At 63.1% G+C, this 24,696-nt stretch carries 21 protein-coding genes; 10 read left to right on the top strand and 11 right to left on the bottom strand.

Translation table 11 applies throughout. The features are described 5' to 3' along the window. The first annotated feature begins 95 nt into the window (after positions 1–95). Positions 96–956: an SMP-30/gluconolactonase/LRE family protein gene (locus NKH19_RS25665; protein WP_352982976.1), complete on the top strand. Its 861-nt coding sequence runs from the start codon at positions 96–98 to the stop codon at positions 954–956. Positions 957–1,020: 64 nt separating this feature from the next. Here the strand turns inward: NKH19_RS25665 and NKH19_RS25660 are convergent, their stop codons facing one another. Next, entirely contained in the window at positions 1,021–1,944 is a 924-nt protein-coding gene (locus NKH19_RS25660; protein WP_352872423.1) for an AraC family transcriptional regulator, read from the bottom strand. Between the two features lie 745 nt (positions 1,945–2,689). On the opposite strand from NKH19_RS25660, the gene NKH19_RS25655 reads away from it, so the two are divergent. The 3 genes from NKH19_RS25655 (at position 2,690) to NKH19_RS25645 (ending at position 6,209) form a co-directional block, all read left to right on the top strand. Continuing rightward, positions 2,690–3,676, top strand: a complete 987-nt coding sequence (locus NKH19_RS25655) for a methyltransferase (protein ID WP_352982974.1) — start codon at positions 2,690–2,692, stop codon at positions 3,674–3,676. A 21-nt stretch (positions 3,677–3,697) separates the two neighbouring features. Next, on the top strand, positions 3,698–4,255 hold the full coding sequence (locus NKH19_RS25650; RefSeq protein ID WP_352872429.1) for a c-type cytochrome: 558 nt from the start codon (positions 3,698–3,700) through the stop codon (positions 4,253–4,255). Positions 4,256–4,472: 217 nt separating this feature from the next. Beyond that, positions 4,473–6,209, top strand: coding sequence for an adenylate/guanylate cyclase domain-containing protein (locus tag NKH19_RS25645; RefSeq protein ID WP_352872430.1), 1,737 nt, complete (start codon positions 4,473–4,475; stop codon positions 6,207–6,209). Between the two features lie 206 nt (positions 6,210–6,415). Here NKH19_RS25645 and NKH19_RS25640 read toward each other — a convergent pair whose 3' ends face one another. The 5 genes from NKH19_RS25640 to NKH19_RS25620 form a co-directional block, all read right to left on the bottom strand. Then, positions 6,416–7,093 carry a redoxin family protein gene (locus tag NKH19_RS25640; RefSeq protein ID WP_352872431.1) on the bottom strand — a complete coding sequence of 226 codons (678 nt, stop codon included), beginning with the start codon at positions 7,091–7,093 and terminating at the stop codon, positions 6,416–6,418. A gap of 436 nt (positions 7,094–7,529) precedes the next feature. After that, on the bottom strand, positions 7,530–9,263 hold the full coding sequence (locus NKH19_RS25635; RefSeq protein ID WP_352872432.1) for a SulP family inorganic anion transporter: 1,734 nt from the start codon (positions 9,261–9,263) through the stop codon (positions 7,530–7,532). 80 nt (positions 9,264–9,343) lie between these two features. Then, positions 9,344–9,622, bottom strand: coding sequence for a helix-turn-helix domain-containing protein (locus NKH19_RS25630; protein ID WP_352872434.1), 279 nt, complete (start codon positions 9,620–9,622; stop codon positions 9,344–9,346). 270 nt (positions 9,623–9,892) lie between these two features. Continuing rightward, positions 9,893–10,612 (bottom strand): phosphatase PAP2 family protein, encoded by a 720-nt coding sequence (locus NKH19_RS25625; RefSeq protein WP_352872435.1) that lies wholly within the window; start codon positions 10,610–10,612, stop codon positions 9,893–9,895. 14 nt (positions 10,613–10,626) lie between these two features. Next, positions 10,627–10,968: a hypothetical protein gene (locus NKH19_RS25620; protein WP_352872436.1), complete on the bottom strand. Its 342-nt coding sequence runs from the start codon at positions 10,966–10,968 to the stop codon at positions 10,627–10,629. Positions 10,969–11,139: 171 nt separating this feature from the next. Between NKH19_RS25620 and NKH19_RS25615 the strand changes: the two genes are divergently transcribed. Further along, entirely contained in the window at positions 11,140–12,531 is a 1,392-nt protein-coding gene (locus NKH19_RS25615) for a sensor histidine kinase (RefSeq protein ID WP_352872438.1), read from the top strand. Continuing rightward, positions 12,528–13,190 carry a LuxR C-terminal-related transcriptional regulator gene (locus NKH19_RS25610; protein ID WP_352872440.1) on the top strand — a complete coding sequence of 221 codons (663 nt, stop codon included), beginning with the start codon at positions 12,528–12,530 and terminating at the stop codon, positions 13,188–13,190. The genes NKH19_RS25615 and NKH19_RS25610 overlap by 4 nt, the downstream gene beginning before the upstream one ends. Before the next feature lie 75 nt (positions 13,191–13,265). Here NKH19_RS25610 and NKH19_RS25605 read toward each other — a convergent pair whose 3' ends face one another. Both NKH19_RS25605 and NKH19_RS25600 read right to left on the bottom strand, forming a co-directional pair. Then, positions 13,266–13,658 (bottom strand): hypothetical protein, encoded by a 393-nt coding sequence (locus NKH19_RS25605; RefSeq protein ID WP_502911028.1) that lies wholly within the window; start codon positions 13,656–13,658, stop codon positions 13,266–13,268. A gap of 381 nt (positions 13,659–14,039) precedes the next feature. After that, positions 14,040–14,510 (bottom strand): hypothetical protein, encoded by a 471-nt coding sequence (locus NKH19_RS25600; protein WP_352872443.1) that lies wholly within the window; start codon positions 14,508–14,510, stop codon positions 14,040–14,042. Between the two features lie 296 nt (positions 14,511–14,806). On the opposite strand from NKH19_RS25600, the gene NKH19_RS25595 reads away from it, so the two are divergent. Continuing rightward, positions 14,807–16,810, top strand: a complete 2,004-nt coding sequence (locus NKH19_RS25595) for a PhoX family protein (protein ID WP_352872445.1) — start codon at positions 14,807–14,809, stop codon at positions 16,808–16,810. Positions 16,811–16,899: 89 nt separating this feature from the next. Here the strand turns inward: NKH19_RS25595 and NKH19_RS25590 are convergent, their stop codons facing one another. After that, on the bottom strand, positions 16,900–18,090 hold the full coding sequence (locus NKH19_RS25590) for a flavin-containing monooxygenase (RefSeq protein ID WP_352872447.1): 1,191 nt from the start codon (positions 18,088–18,090) through the stop codon (positions 16,900–16,902). Between the two features lie 349 nt (positions 18,091–18,439). Here NKH19_RS25590 and NKH19_RS25585 point away from each other — a divergent pair, with 349 nt between their 5' ends. After that, positions 18,440–19,477 (top strand): phosphatidylglycerol lysyltransferase domain-containing protein, encoded by a 1,038-nt coding sequence (locus NKH19_RS25585; RefSeq protein WP_352872449.1) that lies wholly within the window; start codon positions 18,440–18,442, stop codon positions 19,475–19,477. A 30-nt stretch (positions 19,478–19,507) separates the two neighbouring features. On the opposite strand, the gene NKH19_RS25580 is transcribed toward NKH19_RS25585, so the two are convergent. Further along, positions 19,508–20,269, bottom strand: coding sequence for an ABC transporter permease (locus tag NKH19_RS25580; RefSeq protein WP_352872455.1), 762 nt, complete (start codon positions 20,267–20,269; stop codon positions 19,508–19,510). Positions 20,270–20,283: 14 nt separating this feature from the next. Further along, positions 20,284–21,210 carry an ABC transporter ATP-binding protein gene (locus NKH19_RS25575; protein WP_352872451.1) on the bottom strand — a complete coding sequence of 309 codons (927 nt, stop codon included), beginning with the start codon at positions 21,208–21,210 and terminating at the stop codon, positions 20,284–20,286. A 251-nt stretch (positions 21,211–21,461) separates the two neighbouring features. Here NKH19_RS25575 and NKH19_RS25570 point away from each other — a divergent pair, with 251 nt between their 5' ends. Both NKH19_RS25570 and NKH19_RS25565 read left to right on the top strand, forming a co-directional pair. Then, complete coding sequence (locus NKH19_RS25570) at positions 21,462–22,823, top strand: cytochrome ubiquinol oxidase subunit I (protein WP_352872453.1); 1,362 nt, start codon at positions 21,462–21,464, stop codon at positions 22,821–22,823. A 585-nt stretch (positions 22,824–23,408) separates the two neighbouring features. Further along, complete coding sequence (locus NKH19_RS25565) at positions 23,409–24,413, top strand: cytochrome d ubiquinol oxidase subunit II (protein ID WP_352874100.1); 1,005 nt, start codon at positions 23,409–23,411, stop codon at positions 24,411–24,413. The last annotated feature ends 283 nt before the right edge of the window (positions 24,414–24,696 follow it).

Below are 24,696 nucleotides of genomic sequence, written 5' to 3'. Positions count from 1 at the left end.
GGAATTTCGTATCGATTTTCGATACTAGTGGTAATATGGCTTTCGGGAAAGTATCGAAAATCATAGCTCTCCGTTGTCATCACAGGAGACCAGCCATGAAAACCTTCGTCACCTCAGCCTTTCTCGCCGTCATCGGCATCGCCGCAGTGCCTGCCGCCCAGGCCGGCGAACTCTGGCGCGCCACCGGTCTCGAACAGCCGGAATCGGCCCTGTTCGATGCCGCCAACAACCGCATCATCGTCTCCAATATCGTCGGCAATCCCGGTGAGGCCGACGGCAACGGCTATCTCAGCGTGGTGTCCTTGGACGGCAAGACGGTCACCCAACACTGGACCGACGGCATGGATGCACCCAAGGGCATGACAATATCGGGCGGCAAGCTCTATGTCGCCGACATCACCAAGGTTCGCGTTGTCGATCTCGCCAGCGGCAAGCTCGTCGCCAGCATCGCGGTGCCGAACGCGGTCTTCCTGAACGACATGACATCGGACTCGTCGGGCAAGGTCTATGTCACCGACATGCTGGCCGACACGATCTATCGCATCGACGGCGACCGGCCGGAACTGTTCGTCAAGGACGCGATGCTGGCTTCGCCCAACGGCGTCTTCGTCGATGGTATCAGGCTGATCGTCGCCTCCTGGGGCAAGGGCATCAAGCCCGACTTCAGCACGGCGGAGCCGGGCGGGCTGCTGTCGGTCGACATCGCCAGCAAGGTGGTTTCGCCCTTGCCGGACGCGCAGAAATTCGCCGACCTCGATGGTGTCGTCGCTATTGGCGACACCATCTACGCCACCGCCTACATGACCGGCACGCTCTACCGCTGTCATCCCGGCGCCGCGCCGGAAGCGGTGGCGCATTTCAAGCCGGGCAGCGCCGACATCGGCACCGACGGCAAGTCGATCCTCTATGTGCCGCTGATGAACGAGGGCGAGGTTGCGGCGCTGAAGCTCGACTGAGAGCCATGATCGGCGCCTCGAGGCCGATCTCCTCGACGTTCGCCAACAGCCGCGAGTGCAGAGGTCAAAGATTCCCAATCCCGACGCGCTCGACCAGGGATCGGCCATGAACGCAGCGGCCAAATTGGCGTGGGGTCAGTCCGGTTACCTCTCGGAAGCGGGCGGAAAAGTGGCTTTGGCTGCCAAAGCCGCAGGCATGTGCCACGTCGGACAACGGAGTCTTGCCTGCTGCAAGAAGCCGCTTGGCATGGTCGGTACGTCTCCGCAATACGTAGCGATAGGGGCCAAGGCCAGTCGAGCGTTTGAAGGCACGGGCGAAGTGATAGGGGCTCAGACCGGCCACGGCAGCCAGGTCCTCAATCGTCAGGTCCTGCTCCAGATTGGCTTCGACATACTCCTGCACCCGCCGCAGAACGACTGGCGCCAGACCGCCGCGGATGAAGAGCGCTCTCGGCGGGCGTTCGCTGCAGCGGGCCGCGAGATAGGTGGTCAGCATTTCGCCGGCCTGAGTTATGGCGATGCGGTCAGCCGGCTCCTCCCACGACAGCGGCAGCACCATGGAGCGGATAATGTTTTCGAGCGACGGATCGCGTTGGAGGCCCGCTTCGCGCAGGCTTATCAGGCTGGGGTCGGCATCGAGCGTCTCCACCACTCGCGACTCAAACACCGGCGTCGGGATGTAGAAGTGGAGCAGCCGGCCTTTCCCGGCAGCCTCCCATGCGGTCGGTGCGCCCGCCGGCACAACCCAGAGGCTGCTTTCGCCATGGATTGGGTCGTAGCTGCGTCCGCGCAGCCGGCGAAAGCCCGCACCACCGGCGACCCAAAAACTGAGCGTATGGTGATTGGCCGGGTTGTAGCGGTAATGCCCGTGTCCCTCCCGCTCCCAGAGCGCAGCTGCCAAGCCCTCCCCGAAGCGTGTCGAGGCCCGCAAAGGAACACCCGACTGCTGCAGATGATTGAAGGTGGTGTAGTCCTGCAATCGTAACATGGCACAGTTCAGGTAAGCGAAATCTCTGCCGAAGCAAGACCGCCGCCCATTCCGCAGCAAGATCAGAACAAAACCCGGAGCTTTTGGGCTGACAGCGCCGCGGTGCCTGCGCTATGTGTCGCCCTGCGGTGGGCTTCGCAGAGCGAGGCAAGAACATGCGATTGCTTGACGACGCAATTGCTGTGCATGGTGGCGAAGCTGAACATCGCCGACGAACTGGCCGGTGGGCTGCATACCCCCAAGGAACTCGCGCGGATGGCTGGAAATGGGAGGCTGAAATGCCTCGAGCGGAAACTCGCGTCGATCACTCGTCGAGTGTGCGACTACTTGGAGTTGTGTTGAAGGCTACAGACGTGGCTCCCAAAGCTTGGCTGTTGGCCGTCTCCAGACGTCGGGCAATCGCGGATTTGCCCCCCGAGCGGCTGAGGGACATCGGTCATGCCGAGGCCCCAGCGGCAGTGCTTGAAGTCAACCCAGGTTTAGTCACGAACTTGATGTCGATGAGGTAGGGGCGGTCCGGACCTGCGGCAGTGTTCGGAACCCGCACTGCCAAGAATACAGCGCGGCTTGAAGCCGCGAATTAACCGTCAACACTGAGGAATGCGCCATGTTGAACCATCTCCAGCGCGCTGCTGCGCGCACGACAACGCTTGCCCGCCAGCCCGGTTCGATCTCGGACGGGACAAGGCTGCGCTCGGTCGACCAGCCGATTGCCACGCAGGAACTTCCTTCCGCCGTCCCGCTAATGGCACTTTCGACGGGCTTCTGGGCTTTCAAGGCCCTGGCTGCAGCACACGAGCTGGACCTCTTCAGCCGCCTCGCGGGCGGCCCAGGCACGACTGCTGGCGAGCTAGCGCAAGCGCTCGGTCTGCATCCACGCCCGGCCGAGATGCTGTTGACCGGCTGCGCAGCACTCGGGCTTCTGGAGAAAGCGGACGGCCGCTATCGCAATACGCCTTTAAGCGAAGCCTATCTCGTGCGCGGGAAGCCGTATTACTTCGGTGGCTTCGTGCAGATGGCCGACAAGCGGCTCTACGCGGGCTGGGGCAAACTTACCGAAGCGCTGCGCACGAACCGGCCAACCACATGGGACACGACAGTGCAGTCCTCGGCATTCGACGGCGAGGATCCGACGATGCTGGCAACCTTCTGGGAGGCGATGCATTCGCTCTCCACGATGACCGCGAGTATGCTTGGGGAGGCCGTGGATCTCAGCCGTTTCCGCCGTCTTCTCGACATCGGCGGCGGATCGGGCGCGTACGACATCGAGCTTTGCAAGCAATATGGAGCGCTGCGCGCGACCGTGTTTGATCTGCCGCATGTGGCCGCGATCGCCGCGGGAAAGATTGCCGAGGCCGGCTTGACCGACCGGATCGAGACCATAGGAGGCAGCTTCTTCGAGCAGCTTCCCGGGGATCACGACGTGCATCTCCTGTCGATGATCCTGCACGATTGGGACGAGGCGAAGGACCGCCCCCTGCTGCGCCGATCCTTCGAGGCTTTGCCGAGCGGCGGCGCGGTCGTCATCAGCGAGCTTCTCGTCAATGACGAAAAGACCGGGCCGACGCCGGCCGCGCTAATGAGCCTCAACATGCTGATCGAGACGGAAGGGCGAAACTATACGCCGGCCGAATATTCGGCGTGGCTCGAGGAAGCCGGATTCAGGCAAATCGAGACGGTCTGGTTCGACGCACCCGCCGCGAACGGCGCCGTGATCGGCCGCAAGCCCTAGAGCCACGGGACGGAGGAAAGCATGAGCATTCGCGACTTCGGATCTGCCGCGGCGCGCGTGGCGTCGCAGACGGCCAGGCGGGTGTTGCCCGCAGCATTCACGGCGCTGGTGGCGACGATCGGATCGTCGCCTGCCGGCGCGGCCGACCGCGAGCTGGTCGAACGGGGGAAATACCTGGTGACCATCGGGAACTGCACCGATTGCCACACGCCGGGACATTTCCTCGGCAAGCCGGACATGACGCGTCACCTCGGAGGCTCCGAGGTCGGCTTCGAGATCCCGGGCCTCGGGGTCTTCTACGGCCCCAACCTCACGCCCGACGCGGCGACGGGTCTCGGGCGCTGGAGTGAGCGTGATATCGTCACGGCAATCCGAACAGGCAAGCGCCCCGATGGACGCACGCTCGCTCCGATCATGCCGTGGGCGGCATTCGCGGAGCTCACCGATACCGACGCCGGGGCGATCGCGGCCTATCTCAAGAGCCTGCCGCCGGTGAGCAACAAGGTCCCTGGACCGTTCGCACCGGGCGAGGCGCCGACTTCGTTCGTGATGAAGATCGTGCCGCCGGCGAAGCAATAGCGCGCATTGCAGGGCGGCGCCCATCCCTTTACGGAGTCGCCCCTGCCAAGAGCAACCCGTCCTCGCGACCGCGTAAAGAAGAAAGTGAATGATCGACCCACGTGGCGCGATCACTCCATGTAGCGGGTTGCCGATCGAGCTTCGAAGTCAGCCTGATAGACTTTTGAAATGGGCGGCATACAATCCATTTTTCTGCTTTCAATGAAAGCAAAGCGAAATGGCCGAAGAACGCGCCCAACGCCGTCTTGCCGCCATATTGGCCGCCGACGTGGTGGGCTACAGCCGACTTCTGGACCTGGACGAGAAAGGAACGTTGACCGCGTTAAAGAGAAGGCGGAAGGAGATCCTGGAACCACTGGTCCGCGACCGTCACGGCCGTGTCGTAAAAGTGATGGGCGATGGCGTCCTAGTCGAGTTCGGAAGCGCAGTGAACGCTGTGTCATGCTCCGTCGAACTCCAGAAGCGGATGATGGCCGCGAATGAGGGTTTGGCGTTCGACCGACAAATCAACCTGCATATCGGCATCAATCTGGGCGATGTCGTTGTCGAGGACGGCGATCTGTTCGGCGATGGCGTTGTTATCGCAGTGCGGCTTCAGGCAATGGCCGGGGCTGGAGATATCTGCGTCTCCGGCAGCGTCTATGACCAAGTCAAGCGAAAGCTTGAATGCGACTTCGACGAACTCGGTCCGCAAGCGATCAAGAACGTTGCCGAACCGGTGTCCGTTTATCGGATTCGGATATCGACCTCATCTGACGGTGGCGGACCGGCGGAGAAAGCGCCGCTGCCGCTCCCCGGCAAGCCCTCCATCGCCGTCCTTCCCTTTACGAACATGAGCAACGATCCGGAGCAGGAGGCCTTTGTCGACGGCCTCACCGAAGACCTGATCACGGATCTGTCGAGGAACAGCGAGTTGTTTGTCATCGCCAGCAACTCGGCTTTTGCATATAAGGGCAGGCACGTGGATGTGCGTCGCATCGCGCGAGAACTGGGAGTGCGCCATCTTCTTGAGGGTAGTGCACGGCGGGCAGCTGGACGGGTGCGTATCAACGCTCAATTGATCGATGCGATCGGGGGCGACCACCTTTGGGCCGAAAGATTCGACCGAAGCCTTGAAGATATCTTCGCCGTTCAGGACGAGGTGACCGGCAAGATTGTCGAGGCTCTGGTGGGCCGTCTGACCGCCGCGCCGGCGCGCAACAGACCGAGCAACCTGGAGGCCTATGATCTATGTGTGCGTGCACGGGCCTTGGGGCTGCAAACGGCGGTCACCGCGAAAGAAGCCATTTTCCTGCTGAACCGGGCAATCGCGCTCGATCCGGAATATGCGGAGGCCCATCGTTGGCTGGCACTCAACCTCTGGCTGGGCTGGGAGTTCTGGGACGAACCGATGGATCCCAATCGCGCAAGTGCGCTTGCCGAAGCACAGCAGGCGGTCGGACTTGACCCGAATGACGCTGGGAACCGATGGGTATTGGGCGTTATATTAGGACATGAGGGTCGCTGGGCGGAATCGGATGCCGAATTCGCCGCCGCCCACAAGCTGGATCCCAACCACGCCGACGCATGGGCGATGCAGGCTGAACTGACGACGGAAAACGGCCGGCCTGCCGAAGCCATAGAGCAGGTGCGCAAGGCGCTGCGACTCAACCCTCACCCGCCCGGTTGGTATTACTGGATGTTGGGCCAGGCTCAGTATGCCATCGGTGACTACGAATCCGCGGTTCAAACGTTGCGGAGACCCGAAACTTATCGCACGACTTCACGACGCCTGCTTGCGGCAAGCCTTGCGCGACTTGGCCATTTGGAGGAGGCGCGCTGGGAGGCGGAAATGTTCATGATAAGCAATCCGCACTTCACAATCCGGCATTGGTCAGCTTCGCAGCCTTTCCCGGCCGAAGACGTGCGGCGGCATATCGTGGAAGGCTATCGCATGGCCGGGCTGCCAGAATGACTGTCATGGCTATGCCGTCGGGGCCGCAGTGGATAGGCGTCTCGAGGCTGCCGCAGCAGCGAATTTTTGGTCTCTGCTGCCGGGAACGAAATTCGTCATATCGAGACTTGAACATGGCCAGTGAAGACTTTCGACACCGGAAAGCACAACGCGAGGATTACGCTCATGGACGCGGCGATCTCTGAACGCCAGAACCCCTTTCCAGATTAGTGTGCGACTTGGAAAGCTGCCGCCATCAATTCTTTGGGATTTGGGGCCCGGCATACATTCTGGCCTTCCTCTTCAGCTTCCGTGAAGGTCCAGCGCACAATGCCTTCCCGATCGAGCAAGAACTCGCCGACAAGCGGCATGTGACCGGCGATCATAATCTGCCGGTCGGCCTCCGTAATTTCGTACCCGTCCTTTTTCTCAAAAAAGTCGCCCGCCGCAGCCGGGTTCATCGGCTCGGGCAACTCCCCTGGCAGATCGATCCGCATTGTCATGACTGCGTCCATTCCGAGCTTGTGCGGCCATTCGGTTTCATTCTCCGTGAGCTCGAGGATGGGTAAACCGAAGGCGCGGTGTGAAGCGCCCTCCGGGTCGGATGCGCTAAGAAGATCGGGTAGCGGATGGTAACGGAAGTAGAGCCGCGCACGTTCGACCGGCGTCTTGACCACTGCAAGACATTCTATGCCTTTTTCCTTCAGGGCCGGATTGAGCTGCGCCATCGCCGCGACATGGCGCCGGCAGAATGGACAGTGCAGGCCTCGAAACAAACCGACCAGTAATGGGCGGCCTCGAAAATCGTCGAGCGCGATCTTGCCGTCGCGCGAGATCGCGTCGAACACGATATTCGGTACCCGGTCGCCCGGCTGCAACGGCCGGTCGATACGACTCGTGGACATGGACAACCTCCTCGCCCGGATCAGTCAGAAAAAGGCAGCACACCCAGCGTTTCGGAGTTGAGCCCGTGCTTGGGCGCATAACTTCCTGCGCCAGGCAAAATAGCTTTCGGCCTCTGCCATTGCAGAGGTCGATTAAGCGTCGCAACACCATCATAGCACGGAAAAATCATCTGCGGGTCGCCCTCGCGCTGTCTCGAGCGCCTCTATAGTAGATAGTAGCTAACCGCCAGCACCGGCCTTGCCAAACATGTCGGCCAGCGTGGTCGTTTGGGAAGTCGGCTTTCAGGAAGCGCCAAAGGCGCCCTGAATGGCCGCCATCAGGCGCAAAGCGGTCGCTCACGTCGCGCCTTGCGTGAGTCAACTCAGGATCAAAAGTTGGCGTTCAACCGGCGGACACCTTGCACAAAGCGGCCACCGGCCAGCAAATCCTGGTTGCCTACTCCGCCTCCAGCTTTCCTTTCAGCTGCGCCCGAGCGTCCCGGATCGAAGCGGCATAGGTCACCAGCGGACGCTTGACGCCGTGGTTGATCAGCATGCGCCGGATCTGCGGCGCGGCACCCGATATGATGAAGCGGACACCGGCGCGCTTGGCCTTGTGCGCGGCGCCCTCGATGACATTGGCCGCCGTCGAATCGAAGAATGGCACGGCCGAGCAGTCGAGGATGAAGTTCTTGCGCTGGTCGGCGATGCGGTCGAGCACGGTGCCGACGGTCGACGCGGCGCCGAAGAAGAAGGCGCCCGAGATGCGGTAGACGACGGTGTCGGCGTCGGTCGCCTCGCTGGAATCGTAGACGCTGGTGCTGTCGGCCTCGTCCTCCCGCACCAGCGGCTGATCGGCCTCGACCGCAATGCTCTTGGCCATGCGGTCGATGAACAGGATCGATCCCAGCACGAAGCCGACGACGATCCCTTCGGTGAGATCGCGGAAGATGACGAGCAGGAAGGTCGCCATCAGCACCAGCGCGTCGCCGCGAGAAGCGCGCAACAGCGTGGCGAAGGCCTGTTTCTCGAACATGTTCCAGCACACGACCGCCAGCACGCCGGCAAGAGCGGCGAGCGGGATGTAGCTGGCGAGCGGCGCGGCCACCAGCATCAGCGCCAGCAGGATGGCCGAGTGGACCACGCCCGAAATCGGTCCGTGGGCGCCGGCCCGCACATTGGTCGCCGTGCGAGCGATGGTGCCGGTGGCGCAGATGCCGCCGAACAGGGCGGACGCGATGTTGGCAAAGCCTTGCGCCACCAGTTCACAGTTGGAACGATGCCGCCGGCCCGTCATCCCATCGGCGACCACCGCCGACAGCAGCGATTCGATCGCGCCGAGCAGGGCAAAGGCTATGGCATCCGGCAGCACGGCGACCATCCTGTCCAGGCTGATCGGCGGCAAGGCAGGCATCTGCAGACTGCGTGGAATACCGCCAAAGCGGGTGCCGATCGTTTCGGCAGGCAGTGAAAGAAGCGCCACGGCCAGCGATGCCAGCCCGATGGCAATGAGCATGGCGGGCCAAGTCGGCCGCCAGCGCCTCAGGCCGGCTATGGTGACGATGGTCAACACCGCCACGAAGGTCGCCGCGGGGTTGATGGTGCCGGCCGCCTCACCGACCGCGATCAACTTCGGCACCAGCGGTCCCGGCTCCCTGCCGGCAAGCTTCAGCCCGAACAATTCGACGATCTGTCCTGAAAAGATGATGACGGCGATGCCGGCGGTGAAGCCGACCGTCACCGGATAGGGAATGAACTTGATGTAGGTGCCGAGCCGGAGATAGCCGATGGCGAGCAGGAAGACGCCTGCCATCATCGTTGCCAGCAGCAGGCCATCGATACCGACCCGGGCAACCGTCGCGGCCACCAGCACGATGAAGGCACCGGCCGGACCGCCGATCTGGAAGCGGCTGCCGCCGAGCGCCGAAATGATGAATCCGCCAATGATCGAGGTGTAGAGGCCGCGCTCCGGAGTCACGCCCGAGGCGATCGCGATCGCCATCGACAATGGCAGCGCGACGATGGCGACCGTCAGCCCGGCGATGGCGTCGGCCTTGAAGTTTGCGAGCGTGTAGCCCTCGCGCCAGACCGTCACCAGCTTTGGTGTGAACAGTTCGGAAAATGTCGGCTTTGCCGATTTGTGGGCCGACTTATGGGCCGTTTGATGCACCGCCCGCTGCGTCTGATCCATGAACTGCCTTCCGCACCCTGAAGGCGGCGGGATCGTCGGCAGGACTGTCGGCAGGACTGTCGGCGGTCGCCGTCGCGACTTTATGCCGGCTCAGCCTTGGGATCTGGCGGCACGACAGGCCTGAGGCGCACGCCCCGGCCGCCGCGCTCGCTGGTCTGGTTCTCGCCGATCAACTCCACCCCGGCCTCGTCGAGAGCCTGGATGACCTTCATCAGCGTGTCGACCACGCCCCTGACCACGCCATCGCTCGCCTCCATGCGTTGTATCGTTGGAAGCGAAACGCCGGCACGCTCGGCGAGCGTCTTCTGATCGATGCCGGCCAGCGCCCTTGCGGCGCGCATCTGCGCGGCAGTGATCATCGGCCGGAATCCCCGTCTGAGTCTGCAGAAATAATGTATAATACCATCATTATGATGTTTCAAGCATCAATATGAACGTCTGGGACATAAGCTTCGTCGCCTGACCAGCCATTTTTTCAGATACTTCCCGAGGATTGCGAGCTAGGGTGTCCCATCTGGCGTGGGAGGTAACGCGTTGACTGTTTTCAAGACCTTCGTGACATCGGCAGCCTTGCTGTCCGCGGTTTTCCTGTTGGCGGGTTGCGGGCATGGGCTGATCAACCGGCTGATCTAATCTCCAGTCTCGCTGTCGCCGTTCGGGCGCTGCCCGCGCCATCGCTGCCACGCTCGGGCAGTGAGCCAGCACAGCATCGCCCAGATGAAGCCGGCGCACCAGCCGGCCAGCACATCCGACGGCCAGTGCACACCAAGGTAGATGCGGCTGATGCCGACCAGCAGCGTCGTCAGCACCGCCAGCGACAGCACATAGATCTTCGTCGTTCGCCCGGGTAGGAAGCGCGCGGCCAGCGCGCCGAGCGTCAGATAGGTCACCGCCGACAGCATGGCGTGGCCGCTCGGAAAAGACAGCGTTGTTTCGTTGACGAGATGCGAGACGAGTTCGGGGCGCGGCCGATCGATCCCGGCTTTCAGGAGGCTCGACAGGACCTGACCACCGGCCACCGCCACGAAGATAAAAAGGGCGGTCGCCGGCCTGCGGATAAGCAAGAGATAAAGGATTACCGCCGTTACGATCAGCACCAGCACGCTGCCGCTGCCCAAGCTGGTGATATCGCGCATCGCCCCTTCCAGCCAGGGCGGGCCGATCGGGCTGTCGGGCTGACCCGCCTTGCGGAAGGCGAGCATGATTTCGGTGTCGAAAGCGTGCGGCGTGGTGGCCCGCGCCACCTCCATCAACTCCTCGAAGCCCCACAGGCCGGCGGCGATGGCAAGGCCGGCCAGCAGCACCGGGAATTCGATCCGGTTAAGCAGTGTGTTCGCGGCGTTCTTCATCGGCAACTCGCCTGTTACAACCGACCTTGCAGATAGGGCCCGAGCGTGATCAGCGCCACCGCGGCGATTGCCAGCATGATGCCGGTCGCCTGCAACGCGTTGACGCGCTCGCCGAAGAAGACGAGTGCCACGGCATTCACCGAGACCAGCTGGATGACCGCCGACAGGCTGAACGACACCGACATGCCGAATTCGCGGATCAGCCGCAGCATGATCAGATTGCCCAAGGAATAGAGCGCCAGCGTCAGCAGGATCTTGCCAAGGCTCGGCGCCAGGCCCCATTGCTTGGCCGCGGTGGCCGCCAGCAGGAAAATGACAGTCGAAAAGCCGAGCTGCAGCAATCCCGAAAAACTCAACGTTTCATCCTCTCTCGAACGGCTTCCGCCGCGTGTGTCGCGGACGTTGTTTCCGAAGCGCGCCGGGACGTCAAGCGACCCCGACCAAACGTAAGGTCTTGGCAACGGCAAGACGGAAGCTCAATGTGCTGAAATCGCCCAACCTATCGATTGAAGGGCGGTCAGGGGATCATGATTCGTATTTTTCAAAACTTGGCGCGGCGCTGGAGCGAGCTTTCCCTTGCTCTGCAATTCGTCGTTGCCGGCGGCTTTGGCCTGCTCGCGGTCATGCTGGTGGTGGGCGCCTGGGTGACGGGTCAGATCCGGGATGGCGTCATCCGCAATTCGGCCGCCACGACGGCGCTGTATGTCGACAGCGTGATCGCGCCCCTGCTTCCCGATTTGCGCAAGCAGCATGAGCTCAGCGACTCCGTCAAGCAGGCGCTCGACGAGACGCTTGGCCAGGGCGCGCTCGGCAAGCGCCTCGTATCGTTCAAGCTCTGGACCCGCGACGGCACGATTCTCTATGCGAAGGAGACGGCGCAGATCGGCCGCCGCTTCGATCCGAGCGACAACCTGCGTTCCGCCTTCGGGGGCAGTGTCGTCGCCGAATTCAATACGTTCGATGACGATGAAGGTGAGGAGAGGGCTTCCGGCCTGCCATTGCTGGAGATCTACAATCCCGTGCGCGAGCCGTGGTCCGGCGAGGTGGTGGCCGTCACCGAATTCTATGAGATCGCCGACGACTTCAAAGCCACGCTGGCTTCCGCTCTGTGGTCAAGCTGGCTGGTCGTGGCCGGCGCGACGCTGGCGGCCTTCCTGCTCCTGTCGGGCATCGTCCTGCGCGGCAGCCGCACCATCGACGATCAGCGCGGGGCGCTGCGCCGCCAGGTGTCGGAGCTGCAGGGTCTGGTGACGCAGAACAGCGCCTTGCGACTGCGCGTGCAGAGGGCGTCCCGTCGCGCCACCGCGCTCAACGAAAGATATTTGCGACGCATCGGCGCCGATCTCCATGACGGTCCGGCGCAACTCGTGGCGCTGGCGGCGCTGCGCATGGACAGTCCGGTGTTTTCCGGCGATGGCCATTCGGGTGAAAGCCGCTCGACCGAGGTCGCGATGATCCGCAAGACACTGGAGGATGCGCTGCGCGAAATACGCGGTATCTGCACCGGCCTGGTCCTGCCGCAGATCGAGACGGCTGCCGCAAGCGACATTCTTCGGCTGGCCGTCAACGAACACCAGCTGCGGACGGGAACGTCCGTAACCCTCACGCTGGCCGGGCAGTTGCCAGAACCTGGCGCCTCGGAGAAGATCAGCATCTATCGGTTCGTGCAGGAAGGGCTGAACAACGCCTATCGCCACGCGCGAGGCAAGGATCAGGCGGTGAGTGCCGGGATGAAGGGTGGCAGGCTTTTCGTTGAAGTATCGGATGCCGGGCCAGGCTTCGATCCCGCACGGGACGAGGGCCTCGGGCTCGCCGGTCTCAGAGAGCGGGTCGAAAGCATTGGCGGCCAGTTTGAAACCTTGACCGGGCCGCACGGCACGCGATTGGTAATCCGTCTATCGGTCGAGGAGCAAGCATGACTGGCGCCATTCGCATCGCCATTATCGACGATCATCCCCTCTTTCGCGAAGGTGTGACGCGCAGCCTGTCGGAGATCGGAGGCTTCGAGGTGGCTGGCGAGGGTGCCACGGCGCAGGATGCCGAACGCATCGCCGCGACGGTTCGGCCCGACATATTGCTGCTCGACATTTCAATGCCGGGCGGCGGTCTGGCCGCGGTCGCAAGCATCCTCGCCGGCCATCCCGCCCAAAAGATCGTCATGCTGACCGTTTCGGAGGCCAATGCCGATGTGACCATGGCCCTGAACGCAGGGGTGTGCGGCTATGTCCTCAAAGGTATCGGATCGCGCGCGCTTGCCGACATCCTGCGCAATGTGGCGGCCGGCGAAAGCTATCTTTCGCCGACGCTGTCGGCCCGACTGCTTTCGGATCTCCAGTCCCAGCAGCCGACCAACGGCATAGCGGACCGGCTGCGGCAACTCACCGAGCGGCAGACGGAAATCCTGCGGCTGGTGGCGGAGGGGCTGAGCAACAAGGAAGTCGCCTTGCGGCTGGAACTTCAGGAGAAGACCGTCAAGCATCACATGACCGGCGTGCTGTCGAAACTCAATGTGCGAAACCGCACCGAAGCAGCTTTGATGATGCGTGAGGCGCGCGACCGCGACAGGAACCAGTCTTAAGCCGCAAAACGAGGTCACCTCCGCCGGGGGCGGCGGAGGTGACATGCGAAGCCGGCCGTTGCCTGTTGGCTAGCTTCACAAGGTCTTGAGACGGCTGACATCGGCCGGCGTGGCCCGGCGGTCGATGATCGTGCGACCGAATGCATCCTCCATCCTGAAACGACCATTCTCGATCTTTTCCGTTATGCCGTCGGGATGCCGGACTGTGATCCTGTTGCCTGTCACGTCGACCTCTTTGACATGGCTCGCGCTATTGTCGTTCTTACCTCTGTTGGCTCCCGACTGGCCGGCATTGCCACTGTTGCCATTCCCGCTGCTGCTGTTGCCGCCATTGCCGCCACCGCTGTTGCCGCCGTTTCCACCGCCGCTGTTGCCACCGCCATTGCCACCCTTTTCTGCCTGTGCGCTGGCGGCGTAAATCCCGGGAACGGAGCCGTCGAAGGCAATCTGATAGGGAGCGATGGTCAACGCCAGCGCAGCCGCGGATTTGAGCGCAAGCCGGCAACAACGGGTCGTGAGCGATCTGTGCATCCTGATCTCCGTCGATTGAGCCCGGCCCGCCCACTCTCAAACGCTGCAGTTGCAACCAACATCGCCGAAAGACGTGGTGCCCGGAAGCGACCTCCGACCGTTGCGGTTGTCTCCTAGGACTTTTGGAAGCGCAAGGTTGGACTAAAGTCCTACACATGTGCTAATAGGTGCCGTATGAACGGCGGCGCGACCGCCGATGGCCATCGGGAAACTGGCTTTCCCGATGCCTGGCGGCGGCAGACGCCGGACATCAAGTCACCTCCGCCGGGGGCGGCGGAGGTGACTTGTGAAGCCGGGCCGCTGCCTGCTGGCCTTGCCTCACAATGCCTGGAGGCGACTGAAATCGCGCGCCGTCGCCGGACGTTCGATGATCGTGCGGCCGAGGGCATCCTTCATCTCGAAACGATCATTCTCGATCTCTTCCGTGGTGCCATCGGGATGCTCGACCTTGATCTTGTCGCCGTCCACCTCGACCTTGTCGCCAGTGGCCGCATTGACATGATGACCGGCTCCGCCGTTGTCGGATCCGGAATTGTCGGTTCCGCCATGGTCGTTGCCGGCGCCATCGCCGCCGCCGCCGGGCCCGGAATTGCCGCTGTTTCCGCTGGCACTTCCACCGCTTCCACCACCGCTGCCATCATGTCCGCCATCCTTGGCATGCGCGGCCGCGGCAACGATGCCAGAAGCGGAGCCATGGAAGGCGGGTTGATAGGGGACGACGGCCAGCGCCAATGCCGATGTCGCTCTCAGAGTCAGCCGGCGATAGCGGGTGGGGATCGATCCGCGCATCCCGGTCCTCCTCTTCATCAGGCCGATGCCGAAATTGGCAAGCGGCCGACCATTGCCGGCATAGCGGCTTTGGCATAGGGGGCCTACGACCGATGCCGCGCCAACAGGGACCTTTGCTTGGCCTGATCGGGGACCTTGGTCCCCACATTGCGCCGTTGCGAAAGGGGTCGGCTGCCGAGATCGTGGAACGCGGTTGAAAGCGGCCTGAGCTGTCACGAAAATGTGATCGACCGGATATAAGGGGTTAAACAGGCAACACGCTCCAGCCATCCCCCAAAGCCAGAGGCAAGCCCCAAATGACCGAACATCGCTCCCCCGACGCCCGATTCCGCACCAGCCTGCTCGAGGAAAACGACGGCCCGGCCACCAACCTCACCGACAACCGCACCATGGGCGAGGTCATCGCCGCGCGGTTCTCGCGCCGTGGCTTCCTCAAGGGCTCGCTGGCCGTCTCGGCCATCGCCGCCACCGTCAGCCCACTGGCGCTTATCAGCGCCGACGAAGCCCGGGCTGCGGAAGGCTCGGCCTTCGCGTTCGACGAGTTGGAGGCCGGCATCGACGACAAGCACCATGTCGCGCCCGGCTACGACGCCGATGTGCTGTTGCGCTGGGGCGATCCGCTGTTTGCCGATTCGCCGGAGTTCGACCCGGCGAAACAGTCGGCGCAGGCTCAGGCGAAGCAGTTCGGCTACAACAACGACTATGTCGGCTACATCGCCATCGACGGTTCGGCCGAACATGGCCTGCTGGTCGTCAACCACGAATACACCAACCCGCATCTCATGTTCCCGGGCATCGTCAAGATCGTCGAAAAGGATGGCAAGAAGTCGGCCGAAGTCGCACCGCTCTCGAAGGAGCAGGTCGATGTCGAGATGGCTGCCCATGGCGGCACCATCGTCGAGATCCGCAAGGTCTCGGGCAAATGGCAGGTGGTGCGCGACGGAAAGCTCAACCGCCGCATCACCTCCAACACCGAAATGGCGTTGTCCGGTCCGGTCGCCGGCCACGACCGCGTCAAGACCAATGCCGACCCGTCCGGCGCCAAGGTTTTCGGCACGCTCAACAATTGCGCCGGCGGCGTCACGCCCTGGGGCAGCTATGTGATGGCCGAGGAGAACATCCACGGCTATTTCTCCGGCGACCTGCCGGAGGGCCACAAGGAGGCCGCCAACTACAAGCGCCTGGGCATTCCCGAAGGCGCGTATGAATGGGCCGCGCATTACGATCGTTTCGACCTCGCCAAGGAGCCCAATGAGGCCAACCGCTTCGGATGGATCGTCGAGGTCGATGTCAACGACCCGACCTCGACGCCGAGGAAGCGCACCGCCATGGGCCGCTTCAAGCACGAGGGCGCCGAATCGATCGTCGCCAAGGACGGCCGCGTCGTCTTCTATCTCGGCGACGACGAGCGCTTCGATTATGTCTACAAATTCGTCACCAAGGCGGCGTTCAATCCGAACGACCATGCCGCCAACAAGGACCTTCTCGACGACGGCACGCTGCATGTCGCGAAGTTCGCCGACGACGGTTCGGTCGAATGGCTGCCGATCGTCTTCGGCCAGGGGCCGCTGACGACCGAAAACGGCTTTGCCAGCCAGGCCGACGTGCTGATCGAAACACGCCGCGCCGCCGACCTGCTCGGCGCCACCAAGATGGACCGCCCCGAAGACATCCAGCCCAATGCCGTCAACGGCAAGGTCTATGTCATGCTGACCAACAATTCGAAGCGCAAGGCAGACCAGGTCGATGCCGCCAACCCGCGCGCCGAAAACGCCTTCGGCCACATCATCGAAATATCGGAGGATGGCGGCGATTTCGCCGCTGCCAAGGGCAAGTGGGAAGTGCTGCTGAAATGCGGCGATCCCACCGTGGCCGATGTCGGCGCCACCTTCTCGACGGCGACGACGGCCAATGGCTGGTTCGGCATGCCCGACAATTGCGCGGTCGATTCGGCCGGTCGCCTGTGGGTGGCCACCGACGGCCAGGGCCCGAAAGCCACCGGCCGCACCGACGGCCTGTGGGCGGTGGACACCGAAGGGTCGGCGCGGGCGACCTCGAAACTGTTCTTCCGCGTGCCGATCGGCGCCGAAATGTGCGGTCCGCTGTTCGCACCGGACGATCAGACCGCCTTCGTCGCCGTCCAGCATCCGGGCGATGGCGGCGAGGACTGGGAGCCGTTCGGCCGCCCATCCTACTACGAGGACCTGTCGACGCGCTGGCCCGACTTCAAGCCCGACATGCCGGTGCGGCCGGCGGTGGTCGCCATCACCAAACAGGGTGGCGGCAAGATCGCGGTCTGATATCAGGCACTCGTTTGCAACTGGTGCTCACCCTGCTCGCGGAGGGACTTGCTAATGGAGGTCGTGGGTTCCGGCGGCTCGAGCCGAAATCAGCGTGAGGCACCGGACGAGGCGCCAGCGGAACCTGCGATCCGTTTGGCGATCGCCTTGGCCAGGATGCCGGCATTGGCGAAACAGCCGCGAATGCTTGGCCGCATGCCGGTGAACCACAGGCCGGGGAATTTCGGATCGGATTGGCCGCCATTGAAGAGCGGAACGCCCTTGCCGTCGAGCACGCCGAGCTTGCCGACCATGGGCTCCAGCCCGGTGCGATAGCCTGTCGCCGCAATGACGATGTCGGGATAGACCAGACTGCCATTGGCCAGTATCACGCCGTCGCGGGTGAATTCCCGTATGGCTGGCACCACGGTAATCTTGCCCGATTTGATGGCGCTGACCGCGCCGTCGTCGGCGGCGATCGCGGTATAGTCCGAGGTCAACCGGCTGGCGCCGCCCGAGGGCGCTGGCGGCAGGCCGAATTTGGTCAGGTCGCCGAAAACCAGGCGCTGCGTTGCCGCCATCACCGCATCGGCGATCCACAACGGCAAGCGCGCCATGAGCGGCGAAAGCCTGTGTACTGCGACCTTGCCGACCCGCTTGGGCAGCAAAGCGGGGCCGTTGCGGGCCGACAGCCAGATGGCTGCCGTGTTTATGCCGGCCAGATGATTGAGCGCGTCGAAACCCGAATTGCCGGCGCCTACGACCAGCACTTTTTGGCCCGCATAGCCCTGCGCGTCGCCGAAATCCGCCGAATGGATGATGCGGCCGGCGAAATCCTTCATGCCTTTCCATTCGGGAATGAACGGCAGCCTGTCGCGGCCAGTGGCGATGACGACATTGCGGGCAAGGCGCGGTCCGGCGCTGGTCCGCAGCGCCCAATGATCGCCCTTGAAGGTGATCTCTTCGACAGCGACGCCAAACTGCACCGGCAGCCGGTTCTCCCCACTGAAATCATTCATGTGGCGGATGACGGCCGTCCTTTGCGGAAAGGCAGGCGTGCCGGGGGGATAGGCAAGGCCGGGCAGCGAAGAAAGATTGCGGTGGGTGTTGAGATGCAACTGCTGATGCCGCCGATGCCAGGGTTCGGCCAGCCGGCTTTCCTTTTCCAGGATTGCCGTCGGAACGCCGGCGTTCATCAAGGCATGCGCCGCGACCAGTCCGGCAACACCGGCGCCGACGACGATTGCCGGCTCGACCGTTATCGGCAGGTCCGCAACCGATCGGATTGTCGTATCAGTCATTCACCCTCGAATCCCCATTCGACCATTGCAGCAAGCTCGCAGGGCGCTGTAACCGTTTGATCCCGTGCAGGATCCATAGAGCAAACCGCCACTGATTTTCCAGCCATACGATTTTCGAGCCATCCATTGGGCCGCGATTGCGCTCTGTATGGCATATGCGCGATATCAGCGGTAATCAGGTCGCGGCAATGTGATTGATTCGAGGCCTTTGGGGGCTGGTCTCTGTCATCCCCACGCGCATGCCCGGAGTCAGGGTTCGGTTTTCAAGGTCATGCGCAGAATCAAAGTGTTACAGCACCTTTGCGCGTCTTGAACGCGCGACGCTGTGGCGGCACGCGGAATCTCGACCATGCCCTCCTTGCGGATCTATTTCGACAAAATCCTTGAGGGCGCCGCGCCCAAGGTGGCGCGGCAGGAGCTGACGCATGTCGAGCGCCTGGCGCTGGTTCGCCGCCATGGTGACTTCTCGCTAGCCTATTCCAGCGCCGTTCAAAACAAGCTTTCCTATTTCGGCGACGCCGACGGCTACATCGCCTTCGGCACCAAGATGAAGCATCATTTCGCGCTCGGCGACCCGGTGGCGGCTCCAATGCTGCGGTCCGACTACATCAGACGCTTCGTCGAGACCGGCGGCAGCCCGTGGTTCGTGCAGATCGGCGAGGAGACCGCGCGCGTGCTGGCCGGACTCGGCTACAAGGTCAATCGGCTCGGCATCGATACGCGCCTCACCCTGCCTGATCATGATTTTTCCGGAAAGCGCAACGAGACCGTGCGCTACTCCGAGCGTTGGCTGTTGAAGAAGGGCTTCTCGTTCGAAGAGGACAAGCGCACGATCCACCTCGACGAGATCGCCCGGCTCTCCGACAACTGGCGCGGCGACCGCATCGTCAAGCGTAGGGAAATGGGCTTTCTCAACCGCCCGTTCGCCGACCATCTCGGCATCGATATGCGCCGTTTCGTCCTGCATGGTCCCAATGGCGAGCTGGTCGCCTTGCTCGACTTCGACCCATTGTATCGCGACGACAAGGTCATCGGCTACACCACCGCCTTCAAGCGCAAGCATATCGATGCCTCGCCGCATGCCGAGATCGGCCTGACCAAATTCGCCGTCGACCGTTTTCGCGAGCAAGGCATCTCGGTGGTGACGCTCGGCCTGTCGCCGCTCGTCGATATCGGTCCGAGCGGATTTCCCGAAAGCGATTTCTGGCGCAACACCTTCCAGCGCGCCTACGATTCTGCCTGGGTCAACCGCCGCAGGTTCAACCTGCAAGGCCAGGCGGCGTTCAAGCGCCGCTTCCACGGTGTCGAGGAGCCGGTCTACATCGCCTTCCGCAAGGGGACGTATGTCGAGATGCTGGGGTTGCTGCGGCTCGTCAAGGCGATCTAGACCTGGCTGCGGCTCAGGCACTTTCGCCGCTCAGTTCCTCAGCCGGTAACCGGTCCTGAAGATCCAGGCGACGATCGTTATGCAGATGGCCAGGAAGACGACCGTCATGCCTAGGCTGATGCCGACCGAGACGTCGGACTTGCCGTAAAAGCTCCAGCGGAAGCCGCTGATCAAATAGACGACCGGATTGAACAGTGTCACCGTGCGCCAGATGCCGGGCAGCATGTTGATCGAATAGAAGCTGCCGCCGAGGAAGGTCAGCGGCGTGATGATCAGCAGCGGCACCAGCTGCAACTGCTCGAAACTCTTTGCCCAGATGCCAATGATGAAGCCGAACAGGCTGAAGGTCACCGCCGTCAGCACCAGGAAGGCGACCATCCAGAACGGGTGCAGGATGGTAAGCGGCACGAACAGCGACGCTGTCGCCAGGATGATCAGGCCGAGGATGATCGACTTGGTCGCGGCACCGCCGACATAGGCGATGACGATCTCCAGATAGGAGACCGGCGCCGACAGCAATTCGTAGATCGAGCCGACGAATTTCGGGAAGTAGATGGCAAAGGAGGCGTTGGAGATCGACTGCGTCAAGAGCGACAGCATGATCAGGCCCGGCACGATGAAGGCGCCGTAGCTGATGCCGTCGATCTCGGTGATGCGCGAGCCGATGGCCGAGCCGAAGACGACGAAATACAGCGATGTCGAGATGACCGGCGAGACGATGCTCTGCAGCACGGTGCGGAAGGCACGCGCCATTTCCATCCGGTAGATCGCCCATACCGCACGTAGATTCATGGCCGGGCGCAGGTTCATGGCTCTCTCCTCACCAGATTGACGAAGATCTCCTCGAGCGAGCTGTTTTGCGTGTCGATGTCGCGGAACTGGATGCCGTCGGCCTCGAGGTCGCGGATGAGCGAGGCGACGCCCGGCCGCTCGGCCTGGTTGTCATAGGTGTAGGTCAGCTGCCCGCCATCGGCCGACAGCTCCAGCGCGTAGCTCGAGAACGCCTCCGGAATTGCGGGCAGCGGATTGCGCAGTTCAAGCACCAGCCGCTTGCGGCCGAGCTTGCGCATCAGTTCGGCCTTGTTCTCGACGAGGATGATCTCGCCGCGGTTGATGACGCCGACGCGGTCGGCCATCGCCTCGGCTTCCTCGATGTAATGCGTGGTCAGGATGATGGTGACGCCGTCCTCGCGCAGCCGGCGCACCATCGCCCACATGTCCTGGCGCAGCTCGACATCGACGCCGGCGGTCGGCTCGTCGAGGAACAGGACGCGCGGCTCGTGCGACAGCGCCTTGGCAATCATCAGCCGGCGCTTCATGCCGCCCGACAGCGTGATCGCCTTGGCGTCCTTCTTGTCCCACAGCGACAGGTCGCGCAGCACCTTCTCGACGAAGGCCGGGTTGGCCGGCTTGCCGAACAGGCCACGGCTATAGTTGACCGTCGCCCAGACGCTCTCGAAGGCGTCGATGGTCAGTTCCTGCGGCACCAGCCCGATCAGGCTGCGCGCGGCGCGATAGTCCCTGTTGATGTCGTGACCGTCGACGGTGACGGTGCCCGACGAGCGGTTGACGATGCCGCAAACGATCGAGATCAGCGTCGTCTTGCCGGCGCCGTTGGGCCCAAGCAGCGCAAAGATCTCACCACGCTGGATGTCGAGATTGACCTCCTTGAGCGCGGTAAAGCCGGTGGCGTAGGTCTTGGAGACCCCGGAAATGGACAGGATGGAAGGCATGGCTGAAAACGGCTGCTTGAAAGAGGTCCCTTGATATAGGCCGAATGTCGCTGTGCGCAACCGGAAGTCAATGCCGCTGCCGCCAGTTCTCGACAATGATTGCAGGGTCACGGGCGCTCAGGCCGAGCACGCGCCACGCCTGCGTCATGTTGGCAGGGCGCTGCGGCGTTCCGCCTCGCGGCGGGACGCCGCTTTGACCAGGCCCGGCTTGCGCCCTATTCTTCAATCACTAGAAGCAGCCGGAGCCCACCATGGACCCGCTCATCCTGTCGCGCATGCAATTCGGCGCCAATATCTCGTTCCACATCCTGTTTCCGACGATCACCATTGCGCTTGGCTGGGTGCTGCTGTTCTTCAAGCTACGCTACAACGCGACAGGCGATTCCGCCTGGATACGTGCGTATTTCACCTGGGTGAAGGTGTTCGCGCTGTCCTTCGCCATGGGTGTGGTTACCGGCGTCACCATGAGCTTCCAGTTCGGCACCAACTGGCCGGGCTATATGAAAACGGTCGGCAACATCGCCGGGCCGCTGCTGGCCTACGAAATCCTCACCGCCTTCTTCCTCGAGGCGGCCTTCCTCGGCATCATGCTGTTCGGCTTCCGCCGCGTCTCCAACCGCATCCACACGCTGGCGACGGTGCTGGTGGCTGGCGGCACCACCGTCTCGGCCTTCTGGATCATCGCGCTCAATTCCTGGATGCAGACGCCGGCCGGGTTTGAGATCCGCGACGGCGTGGCACACGCCGTCGACTGGTGGGCGATCCTCTTCAACCCGTCGATGCCCTACCGGCTCACCCACATGTTGCTCGCCTCCGGCCTGACGGTGTCGTTCCTGATTGCCGGCCTGTCGGCGCTGCGCTATCTCAACGGCGACCGCTCGGAATCGATGTGGAAGGCGCTGCGCACCGGCGTCTTCACCGCGGCTATCCTGATCCCGATCCAGATCTTCGCCGGCGACCAGCACGGGCTGAACACGCTGGAGCACCAGCCGCAGAAGATCGCCGCCATGGAGGCCAACTGGAACACCGGTCCCAACGTGCCGCTGGTGCTCTTCGCGCTGCCCGACGAGGCGGCCAAGGAAAACAGGTTCGAGATCGCCATTCCCGACGGGGCCAGCGTGGTGCTGCGGCACTCGACCAGCGGCGTGGTGCCGGGGCTGAACGACTATCCCGGCAACCATCCGCCGGTCTTCCCGGTGTTCTGGGGCTTCCGCATCATGGTCGGCACCGGCATCCTGATGCTCCTCGTCTCCTGGTCGGCCGCCTTCTTCCTCAAGCGCCGGCACAGGCTGCCGAAGCCGCTCGCTTTGCTGATGGTGCCGATGGCGCTGTCGGGCTGGCTGGCGACGCTGGCCGGCTGGTACACGACCGAGATCGGCCGCCAGCCCTGGCTGGTGACCGGCGTGCTGAAGACCGCCGACGCGGTCGGCCCGGTGGCCGGCAGCCATGTCGCGGTGACGCTCGCCATCTACCTTGTTCTCTATGCGTTTTTGCTGATCGCTTTTCTCGGCGTGCTGGTGCACCTGGCGCTGAAGGCGGCGAAGGATGGCGATAACTCGCCGCTGCCGGGCGTGCTCAACGCGCCGATGTCGCAGCCGGCCGCGGGGGAGTGATTGCCGAACCGAGGATCAGCTTAGCGTCCGATTTGCGGAGATATCATGCCAAAACAGACGGATAGACGATCGCCTCGGCCCGATTTGGCACTCCATCCCAGCGCCGGCGCCGCCCCTCACCTGCCTGCCGGCATCCTCTCCCCGTATAGTGGCGGGGAGAGGGACGCTGTCATCGGCGGTTTCGCCGACAACCAGCGTTGCAGAATAGGCGCCGAGGTTGCGGCCGGCCGCAGGGGAGTGATTGCCGAACCGAGGATCAGCTTAGCGTCCGATTTGCGGAGATATCATGCCAAAACAGACGGATAGACGATCGCCTCGGCCCGATTTGGCACTCCATCCCAGCGCCGGCGCCGCCCCTCACCTGCCTGCCGGCATCCTCTCCCCGTATAGTGGCGGGGAGAGGGACGCTGTCATCGGCGGTTTCGCCGACAACCAGCGCTGCAGAATAGGCGCCGAAGTTGCGGCCGGCCCCCTTCTCCCCGTCGTTATACGGGGAGAAGTGCCCGGCAGGGCGATGAGGGGCGGCTCCCAACTTTCATCCAATCGCGTGGCGATTGAACAGCTCCGGCGAGTGAGGAGAAGAAAATGACCTTCGACTGGCCAACCGCGCTCCCCCTCATCTTCGCCGGCCTGATGGGCCTCGCCATCCTGATCTACGTCATCCTCGACGGTTTCGACCTCGGCATCGGCATTCTCTTCGCCGCGGCGCAAGATGCCGAACAGGACACGATGATTGCCGCGATCGGCCCGTTCTGGGATGCCAACGAGACCTGGCTGGTGCTGGCCGTCGGCCTGCTGCTGGTCGCCTTCCCGCTGGCGCATGGCGTCATCCTGACCGCGCTCTACATTCCGGTGTTCGTGCTTCTGGTCGGGCTGATCCTGCGCGGCGTCGCCTTCGATTTCCGCGCCAAGGTGCCGACCGAACGCAAGCACCTCTGGAACCGTATTTTCTTCCTGGGTTCCGTCATCGCTTCGCTGGCGCAGGGCTATATGCTGGGCGTCTATGTGCTCGGCCTCGATGTCGGCTTCGGCGGCATGGCGTTCGGCGTGCTGGTGGCGTTCTGCCTTGCCGCGGCCTACGCGGCGATGGGCGCCGCCTGGGTGATCTACAAGACCGAGGGCGAGCTGCAGAAGAAGGCGGTGCGCTGGCTGCGCACGACGCTGGTGCTGACCGCGCTCGGCATGGTCGCCATCTCGCTGGCAACGCCGCTTGCCAGCCCGCGCATCTTCGACAAATGGTTCGTCTGGCCCTCGATGCTCTATCTGTCGCCGCTGCCGATCCTGTCGGCGCTGCTGTTTCTGTGGCTGTGGCGGCAAACCTTCCATCTGCCGAAGCCCGACGACCGCCATTCGCTGTCGCCGTTCCTGACACTGGCCGCCATCTTCGCGCTCGGCTTTGCCGGGCTTGCCTGGTCGTTCTATCCGTTCGTGGTGCCGGATCGCCTGACCATCTGGCAAGCGGCCTCGGCACCGGAAAGCCTGGCCATCATCCTGGCCGGCACCGTCGTCGTGCTGCCGGTCATCATCTTCTATTCGTTCTACGCCTACCGGGTGTTCGGCGGGAAGGCGACGGATTTGACTTATGATTGAGGTGTGATCTCCCCCTCGAGGGGGTTGAGGAGTGGTCCGCGCAGCGGACGGAAAGCCAATTGCTTGGCTTTCCGAACGACGAACGGCCGGCAGGCCAGAGGGGGGTCGCTGCGCGTGGAGCGCTAACCTTCTTCTGCCGCAAGAGGCCGAGTCCGGTCGAACCGACCCCCTCTGCCGCCTTCGGCGACATCTCCCCCACAAGGCAGGGCTGTCCGGGGAAAGTTTTGAGTGAATCGAAATGCCGCATGTGCATGCCCCGTAAAACGGGGTTTGTCCGTCTTCT

Origin of the sequence: Mesorhizobium sp. M1338, from assembly GCF_040318045.1 — a bacterium.
In the GTDB taxonomy this organism is placed as follows: Bacteria; Pseudomonadota; Alphaproteobacteria; order Rhizobiales; family Rhizobiaceae; genus Mesorhizobium.
The sequence above is the reverse complement of the archived record's forward strand: the minus strand, read 5'-3'. Positions and strand labels throughout refer to the sequence as shown.